Here is a 20838-nt window from a genome sequence, read left to right as displayed (position 1 = left end):
AGGAACGCAATGCCCCTTTCAGCTTTCCTTCTGGATGAACCCGAAGTACTTGCACTCACCGTAGTTGTCCAACTGCCCGATAACCTGTTATCGTATCTGATAACAAAGGAGGGCGCTGTGGATTTCGGTCACGAGCTTCGAAGAGCACGTCACGAACGAGGCATGTCTCTCCGCCGTTTGGCTGAACTCGGGAACACGTCCCCCGCTGCAATCAGCCAGATTGAGACCGGTGCCCGGGGAGTCACGGTTGATAAATACAACGCGTTACTGATGAAAACTCGACACCGCCTGATTACGATACCCACGTTGGCACAAACCCCTGATGAAGTTGCTGAGTCCATTGCGCGTGCTCTTGACGAAGGTTACCCACAAAAGGCATATCGGCTTCTGATTGGGTACAGCGATGTGTTGCGAGTACTTGAGCCAAGTTTGATAGCCATCGTGACGAGAACAAAGCCTTCTTCAACTGGAGACCAACTCTATGACGCTGCTCTAGCCGCCTTAGTGGAACACTGGTTGGTCGCATCTGAACTTCCACTTCAGCCCTGGGTTGTTGCTGCAGAATACGTTCTCCCTGAACCCTTACATCTGGCGGAAAGTATCTTCGATCCCGTCCCAGACCCACAAGAAGTGCCGCGAGCATTCCTCTCCCACAATGTGCTTTTCCCCTCAGAAGCATTAGAGAGTATCTAATGGAAACGGTACTCACTAGAGAAGACATAATTCGCGGGCTTCGCCAACTCATCCAGCAGGCTGAAGAGCACGGGATAAATTCACAAATTTCGATTGTTGGAGGGGCGGCATTAACCCTTTCGTACTTTGACCGTGATGTCACAGTCGATATCGATGCCCGCGCCACACAATGGAATCTGTTGAAGCCCATTGTCGAGCGCATTGCGGAAGAAAACGGCTGGGTATCAAACTGGTTCAATGTGGATGCAGCCCAATTTGTACCGAGCCTTGGTAAAAACGCGGAATGGGTCATTCTATATAAATCCGACACTGTCACTATCTCAGTCGCCACTGCTGAGGTGCTTCTCATGATGAAGCTCGCCGCGGCTCGGCGGGGACGTGATTATGGCGATGCGGAGAAACTGATGGCCACCACGGGGCTCACTGATCGTGAAGTAATTGAGGAACTCTTTGAAGAGTACTTTCCAGGTGATGTGTTGCCCCGAAAAGCCTCTATCATGCTCGATCAGATATTCCAGACAGGAATTTCTGAGCCGCCAGTGCCACCGCAAGCTCCGCTCCTCGATTGATGTGTGGATAACTTAATCGGGTAGATCTCGTGTCCGGGCAATATCAATGTCATGTCCGAAACCGTTTCCCGCCTCGTTGGCGCCGTCCGTGCGCAAGCACAGCAGAATCCACCGCGGGGTGGGAATGCGGAAGCTCAACTTGAGAGCCTCATTTCTGAGGAGATTACTCGGTCGGCAGAGCGGGGAATTTTCCACAACTCTGGTCTGCCTTTATCGGATGAGGAGTTGCGAGTTCTCGCTCTTGCTGAGCTCACTGGTTTTGGAGTTCTGCAACCTTTTCTCGATGATCCCGCCATCGAAGAAATTTGGATTAACAGCCCCCAACATGTGTTCGTGGCGAGAAAGGGTGTTCCAGAACTCACTGACCTCTCGCTGACTGAGCCCCAGGTGCGTGACCTTGTGGAACGGATGCTGCAGTCTTCAGGCCGCCGAGTGGATATGTCATCGCCGTTTGTGGATGCTTCCTTGCCCGACGGCTCCAGGTTGCATGTCACTATTCCTGACATTACGTCTAGGCACTGGGCTGTGAACATTCGAAAGTTCTCACAGAACGTTCGGGACCTTACTCATCTCGTTGAAGGTGGATCAATCACGCAGCAGGCTGCTGAATTTTTGCGCATGTCAGTTCTTGCTCGTCAGAACATTCTGGTCTGTGGAGCGACACAGGCCGGCAAAACAACAATGTTGAATGCGCTGCTCCGGAGTTCGCGGGTGAATGACCGCATCATCACCGTGGAAGAGACCTTTGAATTGAATTTTGATGCCAAAGACTGTGTCTCGATGCAGTGCCGGCCTGCAAGTTTGGAGGGAACGGGGGAGATCAACTTACGCCGTCTCATCAAAGAGGCCTTGCGGATGCGGCCGGATCGCGTGGTTGTGGGCGAAGTTCGTGAAGCTGAGAGCCTGGATTTGCTCATCGCATTGAACAGTGGATTGCCGGGAGCCTGTTCCATCCATGCCAACAGTGCACAAGATGCACTCGTCAAACTCTGCACCCTTCCTCTGTTGGCGGGCCGCAATATCGACGCCAGTTTTGTGGTGCCTACCGTGGCGAGCTGCATCGATCTCGTGGTGCATTGCGAGCTTGATCGTTTTGGGCGCAGAAGGGTGCGCGAAATCATCGCCCCAACAGGCCGAGTCGTAGATGGGCAGATTGAATCCACAGTTCTGTTTGAGGTTGTCAATGATGCACTTTCCCCCACGGGCGAACTTCCTCCTCGTCTGGACAAGTTTGTGTTGACCAATCTCGATCCACGGATTGTGTTGGGGGCGTGATGAGAATATCCAGCCTGGCAATACTGGGGGTCTTTCTTGGCGCGACTGCTGGAGTAGGAATCTTCCTCATACTCTCGAGGTGGTTATGGCCCAGGAGTAGCCCCATAACTCGGAGAGGAGCCCCTTCGCGGATTACCCAGAAACTTTCTCATGCGGCTGCTCAACTGGGGATCAAACCCAGTGTTCTTGGCGTGTTAACTGGTGTGCTCGGTTGTGTGGGCGGGGCTGTGGGCTGGGCAATCACGGGCGTGCTCGCATTATCTGTAGTTCTGGCAATTACTGCCGCAGGCATTCCCTGGATGATTGCCGCCGCACGGCTAACCTCTGCTCGAAGAGTGCTTCGTCATCAATGGCCCGATGTTGTGGATGCACTGATTTCTGCCCTCCGTTCTGGAGCGAATGTGCCCGATGCTGTGAAGTCTCTTGCCTCTTTTTCTTCTTCGGCCATCAGCGTTCCCGCCTCCTATTTCGCCCAGGACTACCAAGCAACAGGTAATTTCACTCTCGCCGCAGCAGACCTCAAAACTCGGTGGGCGAATCCACACGGTGACAGGATCATCGAGACTCTGCGATTGGGCCGCGAAGTAGGAGGATCGGATATCACGACCGTACTAGCCGCACTGGGTTCACATCTGCGAACTGAGTCTGCACTCCGGCAAGAGGTAGAAGCCCGCCAAGGCTGGATCCGCCTCGCAGCGCGCATTGGCGTCGCAGCGCCGTGGATTGTGTTGGTACTACTCTCCACTCGGCCTGAGGCAACGATGGCTTATAACTCGAGCCTGGGAATCATCGTTATTTCTCTGGGTTTTGCGGTCAGTCTTTTTGCCTACAAAATCATGTCTGCCGTGGGTCATCTGCCGGAAGAAAAGCGGTGGTTGGCATGAGCTCACTCCAAGCCTGGGGCATTGCCCTGGGTGCTCTAGCTGGTGTCGGTATCTGGACCATGGTGATGAGCTTGCCCACCTTTCGGGCGTCTTCGCTGCAGTCACGTGTGGCGCATCTCGTCGCGGATATCTCTCCCCAGGCCTATGCGGATGTGACAGCACACTCGTCAGCGCCTTTCCCCGTGATTGGTTCGGGCAGAAACGCACTCCGCAGTGCTCTTCACGCGGCAGTCGAACGGGTGGGAGGTTCAACGGATGTTCTGCAACGAGACTTGGCTCGGGCAGGGTCAGTATTGACCATGTCAGAGTTTCGTTCACGTCAAGTGACGGCTTTTATGTGGGGTGGGGCTCTGGGACTACTTGTGGATGGAGTTGTGGGCTTCCTCGTTCAGCCAGTGGCCCTTGCCTACATTGTCGTGCCGGTCATGTTTGCGTGTGTTGGCTTTCTCGGAATGCGTTACCTCCTAACCCGAACGGCACAGGCGAGGGTTACAAGGATCGAAGCTCAACTCCCGGCTGTGTGGGAATTCCTGTCCCTGAGCTTGTCTGCCGGGGAAGGGCTTCCTGATGCACTTCGCCGGATGGCCCAAATTGGGCAGGGAGATGTCTCGGACGAGTTCCGCAGCCTCGTCTTCGACGTTGATTTAGGCGTTCCCTTGGCAACTGCATTGAAGTCCCTCAGCGCTCGGTTGAAAATCCCTGCGCTCACTCGAGGAATTGAGCAGATTCTGGGCGCTCTCCACCGTGGAACTCCGGTATCAACAGTTCTGCAAGCTCATGCGGTGGATGCCCGGGAAGATTCCAAACGACGATTGTTGGAAAGCGCGGGACAGAAAGAAGTGGCCATGTTGGTGCCACTGGTATTCCTCATCCTTCCCGTGACGATTGTGTTTGCAGTTTTCCCGGGTCTTCTCGTCATTCAGTCAGGCTTCTAGCTGTCGTCACCACTCACACAATCATTACTCAGAGAAAAGGAAACATCATGATTCATTCGCTCCTTACCCGTTGTAGTATCCGTATCCGTGAAGACCGAGGAGATGTGCCCGGGTGGGTTCTCATCACGCTCATGACCGCGGGACTGGTAATCGCCATCTGGGCCATTGCAGGCCCTGCCCTTGGTACCGTCTTTGACCAGGCGATTTCTCGCGTGGTGAGTTTCTAGCGCCACACAATGACACTGTCCTGGAAAGACGACACCGGTTCTGCCGTTGTGGAGTTCGTGTTTGTGAGTGTCTTACTCACAGCGCTTACTTTGGCGGTCTTGCAACTGGGCCTTGCTCTGCACGTCAGGAACACCATCCAGGATGCAGCTTCTGAAGGTGCGCGATGGGCCTCCCTGGTCGGCTCCTCGCCACAAGAGGGGTTGATCAGAACAAAGGAACTCATTACGACCGCAGTGGGGGAGAAATACGCTCGTGATGTCACCTATGCAACGACTAGCTGGCAGGGTGCTCCCGCTGTGGAAATCAGTGTTTCGGCGCCGTTGCCTCTCCTGGGCTTGTGGGGACTGGACGCCAGTATGGAGGTGAGCGGGCATGCGGTTCAAGAAGTTCTGGGATAACACCCGTTCTGAGGAGGGTTCAGCAGCCTTGGAATTCATCACCGCAGGAATGCTGTTACTGGTTCCGGTGGTGTACCTCGTCCTCGCCATTTCAGCAGTTCAGGGTGCCACTCTGGCGACCGAGGGAGCAGCAAGACATGCAGCGCGAGTGTATGTGCAAGCAGCGAGTGCGTCTCTAGCTACTGCTCACGCGAATTTAGCCGTGCAGGCAGCTTTGGAAGATTTTGGTATTCCGGCAGAGAAAGCCACCGTATCTGTTGCGTGTTCACCCAATTGCGTGAGCCCACGTTCATTGGTGACCGTCACGGTCGCCGTGAACGTTCCCCTGCCACTCGTTCCAGCTGTTCTTGATCTAGACCAACGCGCGGTGGTTCCCGTTTCCGCGCAGGCAAGTGATGTGGTCTCGAGGTTCTCTGCCGGGATTCTTCGATGAACGCCGTATTTCACCGTATCCGTCATGAGCAGGAAGGCTCCACACTCATCCTCATCCTCGCGGCAGGGTTGTTGTCAGTCGCTGTGGTTGTGGGGGTCATGGCGGCGACCAGTCTCTATATTGAGCGGAAAAGACTCTTCACGGTGGCGGATGGTGCTGCGCTCGCCGCGGCGGAATCCTTCGTCCTGAGCGACGTCACGGTGCTGAATGGGAAACCACAGGTCAAGCTGACGAACGCTGCCGTTGCCGCTGAGACAGCCCGATATTTGTCCATCATCCCCACGGCGGATAGTAACGGAGTGGGAGTACTGGTTGCAGAAACGCGTGATGGTCGAACGGCAACAGTGACTGTGCAGAAGTACTGGAAGCCACCGGTTATCTCAGTGTTCTTCCCAGAAGGGATGCCCTTGAGCGTCACTGCCACGGCTCGAACCGTGCTGGGATAGCGGTTACTGAATGTCTGTTGCGGTGCCGGAAACTTTCATTCGGGACCCGCCAATAGTGAGCATGATGGAACTGGGGCGCCCCATGTCATCGCCCTGGAAAATCGTGACATGGTCACCGGTGCCATACACACCTGTGTCCCGGAAATAGGCACCTAATGCTGCCGCCGCGGAACCGGTAGCCGGGTCTTCATAGATCCCCACAGAAGGGGCAGGGTTGCGTGAATGCCATCTGCGACCGTGAGGGTCTCCCTCATCGGGAAACACGAGCTGCAGAGTAGTCCAGCCGTTTTCGAGCATCAACTCGCGGAGAACGTCATAGTCGTAGTCCAAGGATGCAAGTCGTTCTCTCGAGTCGGCGACAAGGATGGGGTGGGCATTGCCCACGAATCCCACTGCGGGTGTAAAACGGGAATCCAGATCTTCCTCATCCCAATCCAGGGCTTCGAGAATGTCATACACCAGATCTGGTTCAAGAGGCTGAAGTGTGGCAGGTGGCGAGGTGAGGGTAGCGACGACTGCAGAACCGGCAACGGTGACATCAACCTCGACAGGTCCTGCATTCGTGCTGAGTTCATAGATCCCGTCACCATGTTGACGACCGAGTGCAATGCCCGACGCAATCGTGGCGTGACCACAGAAGGCGACTTCTGCCTCTGGGGTGAAGTAGCGAATCTGATAGGAATTCTCACGGTCTTTGTGGGGAGTGAGGAATGCCGTTTCGGAGTATCCGACGTCAGCTGCAAGGGCCATCATCTCAGCCTCCGTCATGCCCGCGGCATCGAGCACAACCCCTGCAGGGTTGCCCCCCTCCGGGTCGTCGCTAAATGCAGTGAGGCGCAGTACTGTCCGCTCAGACATGCGAACTACTTCTGGGCGTCTGGTTCGTGGTGACCGTCGTGCTTTTGAGTGAAGACGTCCGGCTTGAGAGCAAGTTTCTCTGCCTCATCATGACTGACAGCACCCGGAATGGGGCTGTGTTTGTGTGCAGCTTCCTTCTTGGCGCGACGTGACTTTACGACGGCTTGAATGTAGTGGTACACGCTGGGGATCAACACGATAACGACGACACCGATAAGAACCAGGTCGATGTATTCGGATACGAAGTCTGCCACGGGGGGAATGAGGGTGGCGATGAGCCAGCCGGCGAAGGTCAGTCCTGCACCCCAAATCAACGCGCCGATGGCGTTGTAAAGGGTGTATTGCTTGCGGTTCATGTGGCCCACACCCGCTGCCACAGGAGCGAATGTGCGAACGACAGGTACAAAGCGAGCAATGACCACAGCGATTCCGCCGTAGCGAGTGAAGAAGGCGTTGGTGCGCTCGACGTTCTTTTTGCTGAACAGTCCGCTCTCGTTCTTCTCAAAAATGCGGGGGCCAACTTTATGGCCAATCATGTATCCGACTTCACCGCCGAGGAATGCAGCGAAGGCAATCGCGAGGCAGACCCACACAATGTTGACGCCAAAAAAGGCCTCGTTGACGGCCAATACGCCTGTCATGAACAGCAGCGTGTCACCGGGCAGGAGGAATCCGACAAGAAGTCCGGTTTCAGCAAACACAATAAATGCGACGCCGAGAAGTGCGTAAGCACCAAATCCTGCGATGAGGTTCTCTGGATCTAGGAAGGGAAGAAGGGCGGTGTGCATTCGGTCTCTTTCGTATCGCAGGCCGGAATGGAGTGCTGTCTCAGGCTTACTTCAAGGGTAGTGCCTGTTTCGAAGCGCACACTCGGGGTTTTCTCAGGCTTCGGAGGCGGCCGAGTTCTTGCGGTCGCGGCGCTCCAGAATCCAGGTGCGGATGCTGAAGAAAATCGAGGCGGCAATAAAGAATCCCGCAATAACGTAGGCCGCAGTTTTCACACTGGGAATACTGGCGGCGAAGTAACCGATGACGGTGAGGCCCACGCCCCAGGCCAAAGCACCCACCAGGTTGCTGGTCAGGAACTTGTAGTAGTTCATCTTGCCAATGCCGGCAACCCAGGGAACGAACACCCGAGCCCAGGGGATGAAGCGGGCAATGACCACAGACCACCAGCCGTATTTGTTGTAGAACGCCTCCACGCGCACAATGATGCGCATCATGCGGGGGCCACTCTTTTTCTCTAGATAGGGACGACCCAAATGGCGACCCAGAATGAATCCCACTTGGTCACCAATGAATGCCGCGATACCCGTACCCAGGGCAAGGATCCAGATGCTCAACTCAGGTGTCGCCGCAGTGACAATGCCGGAGGCAAAAAGGAGTGAATCTCCGGTCAGGAATGGAATGAACGCGCCCACAAACAGGCCCGTCCCGGCAAAGACGAGACCCCACACCGCCAGGTAGAACACCACAACGCCAACTTGGGAAAACAGGTCGGTCATTTGCCCGTCTAGTGCGGCGGCGTGCAGCATGTGTGCTCTTTCTCGCGGATTGGCAATGGAGAAGAATCTGTACGGGAGAAGGGACTTGAACCCTCACGCCTCTCGGCACCAGAACCTAAATCTGGCGTGTATACCAATTTCACCACTCCCGCGAGTGTTACCTGACTAGTTTATGGCTCCGTCTGCGCCCGGCTAGACGCTCACCCCTGTTAATCCTCTGTGGAGTGCTCACATTTCCACCAGTTGACTCTGATCGGCCAATCATGCACGCCCCTTAGACTGGAGTCGTGGCTAAATTCATCAAAACTCCCTTCACCATTGAGGTCTTCGACCTCATGCACCGTCCGGGTGAACACCGGGAACGTGAGTATGACATTGCGGCACCCGAGAAACTCGGAGAGGGCATCATTGCTGTTCCTGCAGGAGAAAATATCCACATTGACCTGCGTTTAGAGTCGCTCGGCGACGGTATTTTGGTCTCCGCAGAAGTCGAAGCTATGGCCATCGGAGAGTGCGGAAGATGCCTCGAACCCATCGAGCAGGAGCTCGAAGTCGAATTTCAGGAACTTTTCGCGTATTCTGTAGATGAAGCATTTGATTATGAGGTTCACGACGACCACGTGGATCTTGAACCTCTAGTCAGGGAAGCGGTTGTGCTTGCACTTCCGTTCCAGCCGGTATGCCGTCCAGATTGTGCTGGTCTCGATCCTGAGACTGGTGAGCGTTTGGCAGAACCACTGGATTCCTCGCTGGATGACGCGATTGACCCGAGATGGGCTGCGCTGAGCCAGCTCGCTTCCACAGACAACGGTGACACAAGCACCGGTAAAAAGAAGTAAGAAGAGAAGAGATAGCCATGGCTGTTCCCAAGCGCAAAATGTCGCGAGCTAGCACTCGCATGCGCCGTGCCCAGTGGAAGGCCGAAGCGGCCACCCTTGTCAAGCACGTTGATGCTTCCGGCAAGGTAACCTACAGCCTTCCTCACCGCGCAAAGGTTGTGGAAGACTCCGCTGGCACCCCACTCTTCATGGAGTACAAGGGCCGCAAGGTAGCTGACGTTTAGTCACAACTCATAGGCGAGTGAGCATGAGCTCTCCTGCTTCTGGTCATCTGACCGATATCTCGGGCCTCTCGAGTTCTCTTGGCGTACCCCTCGACGGGGAGCTCTATGAGCTGGCGCTCACGCATCGTTCGTTCGCTTATGAACATGGCGGCATTGCTCACAATGAGCGTCTGGAATTTCTGGGCGACGCTGTGCTCGGCCAAGCTGTCACGGTCATGCTTTATCGAAATAACCCGAGTCTCGACGAGGGTGATCTGGCGAAGCGTCGGGCATCTGTCGTCTCCACACTTGCGTTGGCTGAAGTTGCCCGGAGTATTGGCCTGGGCAAATACATTCGCCTCGGCAATGGTGAGGAACTGACCGGCGGCCGTAACAAGGATTCGATCTTGGCTGACACCGTAGAAGCGCTCTTTGGTGCCACCTATCTCACGGCAGGGCCCGACGTCGCAAACGACCTCGTTCTCCGTGTGATCGAGCCACTGCTCGATAACCCCGAACGTTTTGGCGCTTCGATGGATCCCAAAACCAGCTTGCAAGAAATTTCTGCCAAACTTGGCGCTGCAGTGCCGGTGTATTCGGTTGAGGCGGCAGGCCCTGACCATGCGCGCATCTTCACCGCCACGGTCACCGTGGGAGCACTCATCACCGCTTCGGGAACCGGCACGAGCAAGAAGCACGCCGAGATGGCTGCTGCATTATCTGCCTGGAACACGCTCAGCGAGAGCACGTAGTTTCTGCATGCCTGAGCTTCCCGAAGTTGAGGTTGTGCGAGCAGGTTTAGAACCTGCCTTCGTTGGTGCCCGCATTGACTCTGTTGAGGTGTTCGATCACCGCTCACTCAAGCGTCACGATGCACGGCGTGGAGATTTTGTGGGATTGTTGCAGGGCCGGACGGTGCTTTCTGCTGAGCGTCGCGGCAAGTTCATGTGGTTTCCGCTGGACTCCGGTGATGCCCTCGTCACGCACCTCGGCATGAGTGGGCAGGTGTTGCTTCGGGAATCCGCCGCTGAACCCGATCGTCACTTACGCATTCGGTATGCCATTACCCATCCGGAATATGGCGAGCTTGCGGTGTGTTTTGTGGATCAACGGATCTTCGGTTCGATGGCGGTGGATGAACTTGTCGAACAAGACGTCGGAGGTGGTCAGGTTCTGGTTCCTTCGCAGGCAGCACATATTGCACTAGATCCAATCGATCCGAACTTTGATGATGAGGTCTTTATTTCTCGTCTGCGAAAGAAAAGCACCGGGGTGAAGCGGGCGCTGCTGGACCAAACTCTCCTCAGCGGTGTGGGAAATATCTACGCGGATGAATCCCTCTGGGCAGCCAGGATTCATGGTGAGAAACCTGCTGATTCACTCAGTAAACCCAAGGCCCGAGAGCTGCTTGCCGAGGTTCGCTTGGTTTTGACCAAGGCTCTTGCCGAGGGCGGCACAAGTTTTGATGAGCAATACGTCAACGTCAATGGTGAATCAGGCTACTTCTCCCACAGCCTCAATGCTTATGGCCAGCAGGGCACTCCCTGCCCCCGGTGTGGAACACCGATTCGCCGGGTGACGTTCATGAACAGGGGTTCCCATTTTTGTCCTCGGTGTCAGAAAAAGTAGGCTCACCACTATGTTCGTGACCATGCCTGAAACTCCCTTCATCGCAATTGAGCTGGGGGTCCTGCAAAACAACATTGCGCGAGCCGCTGAAGCAGCGCGGACCGCCGGCATTGCTCTGCGCCCTCATGTGAAGACGCACAAAATGATCGAGATTGCCCGCATGCAGGAGGCCGCCGGAATACTGGGGATTACGGTGGCGACCTTGGGCGAAGCCGAAGTGTTTGTGGCAGCCGGTTTTGCGGACGTCTTGATTGCCTATCCGCTGTGGCTCACGGATGCCTCTGCGCAGCGACTGAGCACATTGTTGGATCAGGCCACGATTCGTCTCGGCATAGATTCGGCGGAGTCCGCCGAAAGATATGTCAGGTTCCTGGGCGGAAAAGTTTCCCTTATTGAATTCCTCATTGAAGTTGATTGCGGTCACCATCGCAGTGGTGTGGCACCGGGCGCGGTAGGGGAACTCGCTGAAGGTCTTCGAGATCTCGGTTTGGATGTCTCTGGTTGCTTTACTTTCCCGGGTCACAGTTATGCACTCGAGGGTCGCGCAGCAGCAGCCCATGATGAAGCAAAAGCCTTGGCAACCGCGCAACATCAATTAGTTGCTGCAGGGTTTCCTGACGCACACATCCGAAGTGGAGGGTCTACTCCTTCGCTTGCGGAGGCGGATGTTCTTGTCGTGACAGAACAGCGTCCGGGTGTTTACGTGTTCAACGATGCCCAGCAGGTGGAGTTGGGTTCGTGCAATTGGAGTGACATTGCACTGACTGTCCACGCCACGGTTGTCTCCGTCCGAGGCAACAAAGTGATTGTGAATGCGGGGAGTAAGGCACTCGGTGCTGACCGGGCACCCTATGCCTCCGGCTATGGACGCATCCTGAACTTTCCTGATGCGCGGATGGTGGCCCTTTCCGAACACCATGCCACGGTTGACTTCGCGGATGCCGCCGCGGTTCCTGCGTTGGGTGAGATTCTTAAGGTTGTGCCCAATCATGTGTGTAACACCGTGAACTTGGCCGACGAGGCTTTTGTGTTCGATCGGGGGGAGCTGGTGGACTGCTGGAAAGTGGCTGCTCGAGGAAAGAATTCATAATTCGAACAGTTATCTTGATATCGAGATAGCACAGGAGTAGAGTTCCGGTCATTGGAACCTATTTTTCTGAGCCTCGAAAGGGCCGATATTCATGAGTCCAGCCCGCACAACTGCCGGCGCACCTATCTCCTCCATCGGTCGAGGTATTGCCGTTCTGGGATGTTTCAATGAGCGTCGCCGCGCGCTGACCCTGTCTGAACTGTCGGAAAAATCGTTGCTTCCCATGTCCAGCACCCACCGTGTGGTGGCTGAGCTGGTCACTGGTGGATTCCTTGTTCGTGGATCTGACCGTCGTTATCGTATTGGCACTCGTGTCTGGTCAATCGGCCAGTTGGCACCGGTGAGCGATCAGCTCCGTCACCGCGCACTTCCCACCCTCGCCCGTCTCTATGAAGAGACCGGTGAAAACATTACGCTCGCAGTTCTTGACCGAGGTCAAGCACTCTACGTTGACCGTATTGGTGGTGAGCGTTCCGTCCACACCGCATCACGTGCCGGTGGTCACCTTCCGCTACACACCACTGGTGTGGGCAAGGTGCTGCTGGCCTGGCAGTCTCCTGAAGCAATCGAAAAGTACCTCAGCCGCCCGTTGAGCAGGACGACTCCCTATTCGATTGTTGATCCCGTCAAGCTCAAGACAGAGCTCAACGAGACCAAGACCCGCGGTTATGCCATTGCGCGTCAAGAAAGCACCGCAGGTAACGGGTCTGTTGCGGTACCTATTCTGCGCGGTGGCCGTTGTGTCGCAGCACTGGGTGTGGTGGCACACCTCACCCACATGGATATCCCACGGTTAGTGGATGTTTTGCAACAAGCAGCAGATTCGATTCGTAAAGAACTCGAAGACGACCACTAAATCTTTCAGCACAGGTATTCTGAAGTTACCCAAGAAAAAGGAGTCACCATGGGTTTTGTCACATTAATGTCTTCGACTTTCGGCCGTTGGGCGCGCATCGTTGTTGGCTTGGTCCTGGCCATTGCCGCACTCACCTGGGGTCCCGTAGGCGCCATTTTCTTCCTCCTCGGGGTGGTTCTGATTTCAGTTGGTGCATCTGACACCTGCTTGCTGGCCCCCTTGTTTGGCCGCGGCATGAACGGTAACGAATCGCGCCGTTCCTAATGTTCTTTCCTGAAAAGCCCCCGAGATAACTCGGGGGCTTTTCACTTTCCCTCGCCGGTGAGTACTCTCGAGGCATGACAGAAAAAGTTCAGGGTCCTGCCTCCTATTTTCCCTCCATCGAGAAGAAGTATGGCCAGCCCATTTCTTACTGGATGACAGCCCTGGATGCGGTCAAGGATCTCAAACACATGGAACAGGTTGACTATCTCAAGGCCGAACACGGGATGGGTCATGGTCACGCCAATGCTGTTGTTGCGGTCTATCGCGTGGACAACGGGTTGTAATGTCCGTTTCTGAGATTGATGCCTACATCGCGGCACAACCTGAACCTCAACGCTCCACACTCGAAGGCCTCCGGAAACAAATTCTGAGCGTCATTCCCGAGGCGGAACAATGCATTTCTTATGCCATGCCAGGGTTTCGGGTGCAGGGCAAAGTTGTCGCGGGATTCGCCTCCTACAAAAAACACATTGGCTACTACCCCCACTCGGGTCAGGTGTTTGCCGTGATGATGGAAGACTTGAACGGCTATGAGGTCTCTGAAAAAGGTGGGGGAGTAAAGTTCCCCATCGATCGGGCTGTGCCAGACGCGCTGATCGAAAAACTCATTGCGGTTCGACTGAGCCAGGCTTTTCCGAACTCGTGACGCTACAGGGCTCTAGCGCTGAGGAAAATGTGTTTCCTTGTGGAGCTTTTCGTCGCGCGTGAACGTTTCCCAGGTGCCTACTTGCACGCCTCGATCAAACTCTCCTCGGCGCATGAGTGATCCGTCAGCTCGAAACCATTCCCAGGTTCCGTGGAGTTCGCCGTCGAGCTCGAATCCCCGAGCTTTGATCGTGCCGTTGGCGTAGGTGTCTACGCGTTCGATCGGTGTGCTCACCGCACCAGCCTAACTTTTTCACTGCTGGTACACATCTGACCGGCTTACACTCAATCCATGACCGAAGAACAGCCCTACACCCTCGTTCGTGAATACGACGGTTTTGAGGTGCGCCACTATCCGGACTATGTGCTGGTCCAGGTAGAAGTTGAAGGCGACTTCATGCGGGCAGGAAATGTTGCCTTTGGTCCCTTGGTCAGTTACATCTCGGGAAACAATACCCAGAGTCAGAAGATCGCGATGACAGCACCCGTGCTGCAGGAAACGCGGGATGACCAGTCTCATATTGTTTCTTTTGTGCTGCCTGAAGGGATGGATATGTCACAGGTCCCTGTTCCGCGCAATGCTCGAGTGACTACTAAGCCTGTCTCTGCTCACTTTGCCGCTGCTATGAAGTTTGGCGGAGGGTGGAATGCGGAACGTTTTCAGAACAATGGTGAGACCCTCTTCAAAAAAGCGCATCTGGCTGGTTTGGTCACCGAAGGTAATGTCTACTTCGCGCGGTTTGATCCGCCCTGGAAACCCTGGTTCCTCAAGCGCAACGAAGTTCTCATTACGGTGCAGTCCCCGTCTGCCTAAACGCATAAGATTGTGGGCATGCCCAAGCCATATAGCCTCCAAGTTTCTGAAGATATCCACGCGCCGATAGAGACAGTCTTCGACGTGGTCAACGACCTCACCCAGCTTGAGGCATGGTCCCCGTTCGTAGCGATGGACCCCAGCATTGTCAGTGTTGTGAGTGACCCAGCTTCCGGTGTTGGTTCTGTGTATTCCTGGAAAGGTAAACGCATTGGCTCAGGCTCAATGACGATGTCTGTCTGCACCAAGCCCTACAAAATTGCTTTCGACATGGACTTTAACGGCAAGGACAAAGCACTCAGCGAATACCTGCTGACCGAAACCGACGGTGTCACCACCATTACCTGGTTCTTGGGCGGTCAGCGTGGTATTGGCGGTCAGTTGATGAACGTGCTGTTTAAGTTTGACAAGATGATGGCGAAGAACTTTGCAGATGGGCTGGCGTCACTCAAAAAGCTCGTCGAAGCCCGATCGCAGAAGTAAGTTACTGTCCTAAACCGCTCACTGCGGCGACAGCCTTAGAAAGGGCCTTTTGCGCAGTGGCGAGCTCCTCGACCGTTGTGCTGTGGCTCATACTGAAGCGCACAGAGGTTTGTGCGATATCTGCATCAATGCCACACGCCAGCAACACATGAGACGGCTCGTCGCTGCCGGCAGCACAGGCCGAACCGCTGGAGACAATCACGCCACGTTGTTCCAGTTCTAGAAGTAGCGTCTCGCCGTTGAGGCCAGCGAAAGTAAAGCTCGCAATGGCAGGGTGACGCTCGGTGGAATTACCGGTCAGTGCCGCCTGAGGAATGGTGTCTACTACCTCGGCAATAAAGTCATCGCGAAGAGCACTGATTCGGGATGATTCATGTTGGGGGTCTGCCAACGCCGTCACCGCAGTGGCTAGGGCAACAGCCCACGCAACATTTTCGGTGCCCGAGCGCCGATCAAATTCCTGTCCACCCCCGTGGAGCACGGGCTCCACGGCCAGGCGACCACGAATAGCGGTTACTCCGGAACCTTTCGGGGCACCCAACTTGTGTCCTGAAAGAGTCAGTGCGTCCACGCCAGCGACGACTGATCCGTTCTTCCCCATGTGTAGATCGAACCAACCCGCTGCCTGCACTGCATCTGTGTGGACGAGTGCCCCCACTGCATGCGCGGCTGTGATGATCTCAGGCATCGGGTGAACGGTGCCGATTTCGTTATTGGCCAGCATGAGCGTGACGAGGGTGGTGTCGGGGCGGAGGGTGTTGTGAAGTTCAGGCAAGCTGATGTTGCCGAACTCATCAACGCTGAGCAAGCTGATCTCAAATCCGTGCACTCGCTCCAGGTAGTTCACCGTGGCGAGAACTGCCTCGTGTTCTGTCGGGGCAGTAATGATGTGTTTGCCGCGGGGGTTGGCGAGCGCCAACCCGGTAATCGCGAGGTTGTCTCCCTCGGTGCCACCGGAGGTGAACACCATGTCGGAGGCCGGGCAATCCAGCCACGACGCAATCTGTGACCGGGCATTCTCCAGTGCCGTGTGTGCCCGAAGTCCGAGTTCGTGCGTGCTCGACGGGTTTCCAAACTCGCTGGTGAGCCACGGCCAGGCTGCCTCGAGTGCAGCCGGAAGCACCGGGGTGGTGGCGGCATTGTCGAGGTAGATCACGGCGCGGTCCTAGAGGTTGTTGCTGAGGTCGATGCTGACGTCGATGCTGACGTCGAGGCCCAAATCGAGGGCACGAGCAGAGTGGGTGAGCGCCCCGACGGATATGACATCCACTCCGGTTTCGGCGATAGCGCGCACCGTCTGGAGGTTGACGCCGCCACTCGCTTCCACCACAGCGCGGCCAGCAACCTGGGTAACTCCGGTTGCCAGGTCTGCCAGGGAGAAGTTATCCAGCATGATGATGTCCACCCCACCGGCAATCACGGGTTCAATCTGGTCGAGACGATCCACCTCTACCTCGAATGTCACTCCAGCAGGCAATTCGCTTTTGACCCTGCGCAGTTCTGTGGTGAGATCCTTGCCGCCGGCAAGCAACACTGCCAAGTGGTTGTCTTTCGCCATGAACGCGGTGGACAGATTGAGACGGTGGTTTGTTCCGCCCCCACAGACCACCGCATGACGCTCGAAGGCACGCAAGGTGGGGGTGGTCTTGCGGGTATCCAGGATGGTTGCTTTGGTTCCCGCAACGGCATCCGCATACTCCGCTGTGAGGGTCGCAATTCCACTCATCCGCTGGGTAAAGTTCAAGCCAATACGTTCTGCCGTGAGAATACCTCGAGCAGGACCGCTCACGCGGGCAAGTTCATCCCCAGGAGCAAAGCGATCACCGTCGTGGGCGAGCATTTCCACGACAATACGAGGATCGGTCAGCCGAAAAGCAGCTTCGAAGACGTCTGCCCCGGCAAAGGTTCCAGGTTCGCGAGCGGCAAGAACAGCCGTGGCAGTGGCGTCTTCAGTGATCGCCAGAAGTGAGGTGATATCTCCCGTGGGAGCATCCTCGTGCAGGGCCGCAGCCACGACGCGGTCGATGGTTTTTCTATCTAACATGATGACGCCTTTCGAACCAGCGTGATGGGGCGGGCACAGGCGGGGTTGGTCTCGGGGTAATCGAGGCGGAAGTGCCCGCCCCGGGATTCTGCGCGGGCCAAGGCAGCCTCGGTCACGGTGCGCGCCAAGAGCAACAGGTTGGCATCTTCCCAGTCGGGGAAGAGTCGGTGCGCAGGATCTGCAGGGCGCCACGAGTGCAGTTGAGACAACGCATCATCAAGATCTGTTTTCGTCCGGGCCAGACCCACACTGTCCCACATCAGTGTTTGTAATTCCACACGGTCCACAACCTGTGCGCTGGAGGTGTGGTCAGGCTCTACAAGTTCGAGCTCTGCCACGCGACCAGCGTCTGCCCAGCGCACACTCGGAGCATCTTCTGGCCAGGGCTTGCTCAGTGCCTTCACCGCGCGGTGGGCAAAGACAACAGACTCCAGCAACGAGTTAGAGGCGAGGCGGTTTGCACCGTGTGCACCGGTGCAGGCGACTTCACCCACGGCAAACAGACCAGGAATCGAGGTGCGTCCAAAGGTATCGGTTGCAATTCCTCCCATCCAATAGTGGGCAGCAGGAGTGACGGGAATAGGTTCACTACCCCAGTTCAGTCCATACGAGCGGCACGCCTTCGTAATGCTCGGAAAGCGCTCCGCGAGGTAGGAGCTGCCTAAGGCTGTTGCATCAAGCAGAACAGGCTGGCCGCCCTGGTTCATCATGGTTTGTTGAATACCCCGGGCCACCACATCACGCGGAGCAAGCTCTGCCAAGGGGTGAATCTTGTGCATGAAGCGCTCGCCGTGGGCATCGACAAGCACGGCACCCTCACCGCGCACAGCTTCAGAAATGAGGAAGGAACTAGGCACGGCCAACGCAGTGGGGTGGAATTGATAGAACTCTACGTCCGCCAGCACTGCACCGGCACGGAAAGCAGCGGCCACGCCATCGCCGGTCGTCACGGCGGGGTTCGTGGTGTGACGGTAGAGCTGACCTGCGCCACCGCTGGCCAAGATGACCGCATCGGCGGACAAGAAATGCATGCCGTCGGCATCGAGCACCTGAACACCGGTAACACGGTTGTCCTCCACCACGATTTCTGCAACGAAGGTGTATTCGCGGATTTCGGTGGCCGTGCGGCGCACAGCAGCCACCAGAGCATCACTCGTGATGGCACCGGTGGCGTCTCCGCCGGCGTGAAGAATGCGGGCATGTGAGTGTGCTGCTTCTAAACCACGGGCGAAGTCACCGTCGTGACGGTCAAAGTTCACCCCGAACTTCACGAGGTCGTTGATGCGCTTACGACCTTTTTTGCACAACACTTCCACCGCTGGTTCCCAGCACAGCCCCGCACCAGCAACGAGAGTATCAGCGACGTGCTCGGCAACGGTGTCGTCGTCAGAGCTCACCGCTGCAATGCCGCCTTGGGCATAGTGCGTATTGCTTTCCGCGAGGTCAGCCTTTGTAACGAGGATGACCTCGTGCTCTTCACTCGCCTCGACGGCGGCAATCAAACCCGCAACGCCGCTGCCGATCACAACAATTCTGGACATGGGATTAGTTGGCTGGCTTGGCGGCCAACATCCTCTCCAGTGCAACGCGAGCAGGTTCAGCCACCGACTCGTCTACGACAATTTGGTTGACCACTTCACCGGCGACGAGGCGCTCAAGCACCCAGGCAAGATACCCGGGATGGATTCGATACATCGTCGAGCAGGGGCACACCACGGGGTCTAAGCAGAAGATGGTGTGTTCCGGGTGCTGCGCGGCCAGGCGCTGCACCATGTTGATCTCAGTCCCAATCGCAAAGGTGGTGGGTTCAGTTGCTGCTTCGACTGCCTTCCGGATGTAGTCAGTGGAACCATACTCGTCAGAGGCATCCACCACGGCCATGGGGCTTTCGGGGTGAACAATCACGCGAACACCAGGGTGCTCGGCACGTGCCTTGTCGATCTGGTCAACCGTGAAGCGCTTGTGCACCGAGCAGAAGCCATTCCACAAAATGACTTTGGCATTTTCCAGGTCGGCTTGTGTGTTTCCGCCCAGGGGCTTGCGCCCCCACCACAAAGGCATGTCATCGACCGAGATGCCCATTGCCTTGGCAGTGTTCCGGCCCAGGTGCTGGTCGGGGAAGAACAACACACGCTGTCCACGTTCAAAAGCCCACTCCAGCACGGTGGCGGCATTAGACGAGGTGCAGACAATGCCACCGTGCTCACCGCAGAAACCTTTGAGCGCTGCTGACGAGTTCATGTAGGTCACGGGGATGACGGGAACGCGGCCCTGCTCGTCGGGTTCGGTGCCATAGAGGTCCTCGAGCTGTTCCCAACACTGGGTCACAGAGTCGATATCCGCCATGTCTGCCATGGAGCAGCCTGCTGCAAGATTGGGGAGGATTACCTTCTGGTGGTCACTCGAGAGGATGTCTGCGGTTTCAGCCATGAAGTGAACGCCACAGAATACGATGGCTTCGGCTTCGGGGCGGCCTTTCGCGGCGACAGCCAGCTGGAACGAGTCACCCAGGTAGTCTGCGTGCTGCACGATTTCATCACGCTGATAGAAGTGACCGAGAATAACGACACGGTCACCCAAGGTATCTTTCGCTGCGCGAATCCGTGCGTGGAGCTCTTCATTGGTTGCCGTTTTGTATTCCTCTGGCAAACCACCCTGAACAGGGGAGCCGGTCGGGATAACATCCCCCATCGAGGCACCGGGGCCATAGCCTGGTGTGCCGGTATCGAATTCCCACGGCCCCTTCGCCAGTGACGGAGAGCACGTGCTCTCTTCGCTCTTACCGGAAGCAATGAGCTGGATGCGGTCGTTGACCGAGGCGGTCGATGTCATCTGTTTTCTCCTCGGGTGGAAGCCAGGGTGCGGGGCGCACTCAAGCGAGATAGGGGACCTTGGTCGGTCAGGTCTATGGAGGTGTCGTAACGGTAAAGCTGGGGTGGGCGGTGCCGGGTTCCGGCCAAGCGCTCGCCGGTGGGGACGACAGTGCCGGAAGCTTCCACCATGCGGCGGAAGTTTCCAGGATCCAGTGGCCTCCGCAGGACAATTTCATACACTTCACGCAACTGTGCGAGCGTGAAGGTTTCCCCGAGGAAACCATGCGCAATGCGGGAATACTCCAGCTTGGTGCGGAGGCGCCAGAGGGCGTAGTCCACGATGAGGTTGTGGTCAAAGGCCAGTTCGGGCAGATCATCAGCAGCGAACCATTGCACGTTTTCGCTCTGGATTGCGCGGTCGGCTTCGTCGCCTGCGACGAGTGCCCAGTACACAATCGAGACCACGCGATCATCGGGGGAGCGATCGAGCTGGCCGAAAGCATAGAGCTGCTCGAGATAACGAGGCTCGAGAGCCGTGGTCTCGAGGAGGGTGCGGGACGCAGCCTGAGAGAGGTCCTCATCGGTGTTGAGTGGACCGCCGGGCAATGCCCATTGACCTTCGTAGGGGGCACGAATTCGCCGTACGAGGGGGATGACCAGCTCGGGTTCTCCGGTTGCCGAAGGGCGCAACGCAAAGATCACCGTGGAGACGGCGAGCGCGACGTGACTTTCTAAGGCAGACATGGACCCTACTTCGTTGTAAGAGTCAGATTGACTCTAAGTGAATCTATCTTAGTGTCAATCTGACTCGAACGCTAGGTCGGTCAGAAGTGTTCGATAACTGCGCATTTGATTGCGTTTGTGTAAATAACTATCGAAATCGTGGGCCAAAGGTAGAAATCCCTACTGAATCGGAGTTAAGTGTGAATATCAC

General features: G+C 56.3%; 29 protein-coding genes and 1 tRNA gene. 20 read left to right on the top strand and 10 right to left on the bottom strand.

Going from position 1 to position 20838, the window contains the following annotated elements:
• Window positions 1–9: 9 nt before the first annotated feature.
• The 9 genes from M2119_RS07950 to M2119_RS07910 all read left to right on the top strand — a co-directional run bounded on the left by M2119_RS07950 (window position 10) and on the right by M2119_RS07910 (window position 5861).
• Window positions 10–693 carry a helix-turn-helix domain-containing protein gene (locus tag M2119_RS07950; protein WP_280804392.1) on the top strand — a complete coding sequence of 228 codons (684 nt, stop codon included), beginning with the start codon at window positions 10–12 and terminating at the stop codon, window positions 691–693.
• The gene (locus M2119_RS07945) at window positions 693–1262 is read left to right on the top strand and encodes a DUF6036 family nucleotidyltransferase (RefSeq protein WP_280804391.1); all 570 of its coding nucleotides are present in this window, start codon (window positions 693–695) and stop codon (window positions 1260–1262) included. Before M2119_RS07950 ends, M2119_RS07945 begins: the two co-directional genes overlap by 1 nt.
• Window positions 1263–1313: 51 nt before the next feature.
• Complete coding sequence (locus M2119_RS07940) at window positions 1314–2537, top strand: CpaF family protein (protein ID WP_280804390.1); 1224 nt, start codon at window positions 1314–1316, stop codon at window positions 2535–2537.
• Window positions 2538–2728: 191 nt separating this feature from the next.
• Window positions 2729–3421, top strand: a complete 693-nt coding sequence (locus tag M2119_RS07935; RefSeq protein ID WP_280804389.1) for a type II secretion system F family protein — start codon at window positions 2729–2731, stop codon at window positions 3419–3421.
• Complete coding sequence (locus M2119_RS07930; RefSeq protein ID WP_280804388.1) at window positions 3418–4356, top strand: type II secretion system F family protein; 939 nt, start codon at window positions 3418–3420, stop codon at window positions 4354–4356. The genes M2119_RS07935 and M2119_RS07930 overlap by 4 nt, the downstream gene beginning before the upstream one ends.
• A 47-nt stretch (window positions 4357–4403) precedes the next feature.
• Complete coding sequence (locus M2119_RS07925) at window positions 4404–4583, top strand: hypothetical protein (protein WP_280804387.1); 180 nt, start codon at window positions 4404–4406, stop codon at window positions 4581–4583.
• A 9-nt stretch (window positions 4584–4592) separates the two neighbouring features.
• Complete coding sequence (locus M2119_RS07920) at window positions 4593–4982, top strand: TadE family protein (RefSeq protein WP_280804386.1); 390 nt, start codon at window positions 4593–4595, stop codon at window positions 4980–4982.
• Window positions 4957–5415, top strand: a complete 459-nt coding sequence (locus M2119_RS07915) for a hypothetical protein (protein ID WP_280804385.1) — start codon at window positions 4957–4959, stop codon at window positions 5413–5415. The genes M2119_RS07920 and M2119_RS07915 overlap by 26 nt, the downstream gene beginning before the upstream one ends.
• Window positions 5412–5861, top strand: a complete 450-nt coding sequence (locus M2119_RS07910; RefSeq protein ID WP_280804384.1) for a pilus assembly protein TadG-related protein — start codon at window positions 5412–5414, stop codon at window positions 5859–5861. Before M2119_RS07915 ends, M2119_RS07910 begins: the two co-directional genes overlap by 4 nt.
• 3 nt (window positions 5862–5864) lie before the next feature.
• On the opposite strand, the gene M2119_RS07905 is transcribed toward M2119_RS07910, so the two are convergent.
• The 4 genes from M2119_RS07905 to M2119_RS07890 all read right to left on the bottom strand — a co-directional run bounded on the left by M2119_RS07905 (window position 5865) and on the right by M2119_RS07890 (window position 8376).
• Complete coding sequence (locus tag M2119_RS07905) at window positions 5865–6719, bottom strand: PhzF family phenazine biosynthesis protein (protein WP_280804383.1); 855 nt, start codon at window positions 6717–6719, stop codon at window positions 5865–5867.
• Between the two features lie 5 nt (window positions 6720–6724).
• Window positions 6725–7507 (bottom strand): DedA family protein, encoded by a 783-nt coding sequence (locus M2119_RS07900; RefSeq protein ID WP_280804382.1) that lies wholly within the window; start codon window positions 7505–7507, stop codon window positions 6725–6727.
• A gap of 93 nt (window positions 7508–7600) precedes the next feature.
• Window positions 7601–8254: a DedA family protein gene (locus M2119_RS07895; RefSeq protein WP_280804381.1), complete on the bottom strand. Its 654-nt coding sequence runs from the start codon at window positions 8252–8254 to the stop codon at window positions 7601–7603.
• A gap of 40 nt (window positions 8255–8294) precedes the next feature.
• A tRNA-Leu gene (locus tag M2119_RS07890) sits at window positions 8295–8376 on the bottom strand.
• A 135-nt stretch (window positions 8377–8511) separates the two neighbouring features.
• Here M2119_RS07890 and M2119_RS07885 point away from each other — a divergent pair.
• From M2119_RS07885 to M2119_RS07845, 9 genes are all read left to right on the top strand, one after another.
• Window positions 8512–9063 carry a YceD family protein gene (locus tag M2119_RS07885; protein WP_432418506.1) on the top strand — a complete coding sequence of 184 codons (552 nt, stop codon included), beginning with the start codon at window positions 8512–8514 and terminating at the stop codon, window positions 9061–9063.
• 17 nt (window positions 9064–9080) lie between these two features.
• On the top strand, window positions 9081–9287 hold the full coding sequence (gene rpmF, locus M2119_RS07880) for a 50S ribosomal protein L32 (protein ID WP_280804380.1): 207 nt from the start codon (window positions 9081–9083) through the stop codon (window positions 9285–9287).
• A 23-nt stretch (window positions 9288–9310) separates the two neighbouring features.
• Window positions 9311–10018, top strand: coding sequence for a ribonuclease III (rnc, locus tag M2119_RS07875; RefSeq protein ID WP_280804379.1), 708 nt, complete (start codon window positions 9311–9313; stop codon window positions 10016–10018).
• A 7-nt stretch (window positions 10019–10025) separates the two neighbouring features.
• Window positions 10026–10895 (top strand): bifunctional DNA-formamidopyrimidine glycosylase/DNA-(apurinic or apyrimidinic site) lyase, encoded by an 870-nt coding sequence (gene mutM / locus M2119_RS07870; RefSeq protein WP_280804378.1) that lies wholly within the window; start codon window positions 10026–10028, stop codon window positions 10893–10895.
• 10 nt (window positions 10896–10905) lie between these two features.
• A complete protein-coding gene (locus M2119_RS07865; protein ID WP_280804377.1) occupies window positions 10906–11985 on the top strand; it encodes an alanine racemase in 1080 nt (359 codons plus the stop codon).
• Window positions 11986–12076: 91 nt separating this feature from the next.
• Complete coding sequence (locus M2119_RS07860; protein ID WP_280804376.1) at window positions 12077–12841, top strand: IclR family transcriptional regulator; 765 nt, start codon at window positions 12077–12079, stop codon at window positions 12839–12841.
• Window positions 12842–12889: 48 nt separating this feature from the next.
• On the top strand, window positions 12890–13105 hold the full coding sequence (locus tag M2119_RS07855; protein WP_280804375.1) for a YgaP-like transmembrane domain: 216 nt from the start codon (window positions 12890–12892) through the stop codon (window positions 13103–13105).
• Window positions 13106–13179: 74 nt separating this feature from the next.
• Window positions 13180–13389 carry a DUF4287 domain-containing protein gene (locus M2119_RS07850; protein ID WP_280804374.1) on the top strand — a complete coding sequence of 70 codons (210 nt, stop codon included), beginning with the start codon at window positions 13180–13182 and terminating at the stop codon, window positions 13387–13389.
• The gene (locus tag M2119_RS07845; RefSeq protein WP_280804373.1) at window positions 13389–13751 is read left to right on the top strand and encodes an iron chaperone; all 363 of its coding nucleotides are present in this window, start codon (window positions 13389–13391) and stop codon (window positions 13749–13751) included. The genes M2119_RS07850 and M2119_RS07845 overlap by 1 nt, the downstream gene beginning before the upstream one ends.
• Before the next feature lie 12 nt (window positions 13752–13763).
• Here the strand turns inward: M2119_RS07845 and M2119_RS07840 are convergent, their stop codons facing one another.
• A complete protein-coding gene (locus tag M2119_RS07840) occupies window positions 13764–13985 on the bottom strand; it encodes a toxin-antitoxin system YwqK family antitoxin (RefSeq protein ID WP_280804372.1) in 222 nt (73 codons plus the stop codon).
• A 57-nt stretch (window positions 13986–14042) separates the two neighbouring features.
• Between M2119_RS07840 and M2119_RS07835 the strand changes: the two genes are divergently transcribed.
• Window positions 14043–14564, top strand: a complete 522-nt coding sequence (locus tag M2119_RS07835) for an SOUL family heme-binding protein (protein ID WP_280804371.1) — start codon at window positions 14043–14045, stop codon at window positions 14562–14564.
• 18 nt (window positions 14565–14582) lie between these two features.
• Entirely contained in the window at window positions 14583–15047 is a 465-nt protein-coding gene (locus M2119_RS07830) for an SRPBCC family protein (protein WP_280804370.1), read from the top strand.
• A gap of 1 nt (window position 15048) precedes the next feature.
• Here the strand turns inward: M2119_RS07830 and M2119_RS07825 are convergent, their stop codons facing one another.
• From M2119_RS07825 to M2119_RS07805, 5 genes are read right to left on the bottom strand one after another with little or no spacing between them, the layout of a single operon-like run.
• Window positions 15049–16203, bottom strand: a complete 1155-nt coding sequence (locus tag M2119_RS07825) for a cysteine desulfurase family protein (RefSeq protein ID WP_280804369.1) — start codon at window positions 16201–16203, stop codon at window positions 15049–15051.
• A gap of 9 nt (window positions 16204–16212) precedes the next feature.
• Window positions 16213–17091: a carboxylating nicotinate-nucleotide diphosphorylase gene (gene nadC, locus M2119_RS07820; protein ID WP_280804368.1), complete on the bottom strand. Its 879-nt coding sequence runs from the start codon at window positions 17089–17091 to the stop codon at window positions 16213–16215.
• Complete coding sequence (gene nadB, locus M2119_RS07815) at window positions 17085–18632, bottom strand: L-aspartate oxidase (RefSeq protein ID WP_280804367.1); 1548 nt, start codon at window positions 18630–18632, stop codon at window positions 17085–17087. The genes nadC and nadB overlap by 7 nt, the downstream gene beginning before the upstream one ends.
• A 4-nt stretch (window positions 18633–18636) precedes the next feature.
• Complete coding sequence (nadA, locus tag M2119_RS07810) at window positions 18637–19923, bottom strand: quinolinate synthase NadA (protein ID WP_280804366.1); 1287 nt, start codon at window positions 19921–19923, stop codon at window positions 18637–18639.
• Window positions 19920–20648, bottom strand: coding sequence for an NUDIX hydrolase (locus M2119_RS07805; RefSeq protein WP_280804365.1), 729 nt, complete (start codon window positions 20646–20648; stop codon window positions 19920–19922). Before M2119_RS07805 ends, nadA begins: the two co-directional genes overlap by 4 nt.
• Window positions 20649–20838: the final 190 nt, after the last annotated feature.

This window comes from Aurantimicrobium minutum (genome assembly GCF_029894165.1).
Classification (GTDB): Bacteria; Actinomycetota; Actinomycetes; order Actinomycetales; family Microbacteriaceae; genus Aurantimicrobium; species Aurantimicrobium minutum_A.
This window is presented reverse-complemented; position numbering and strand designations above follow the sequence as displayed.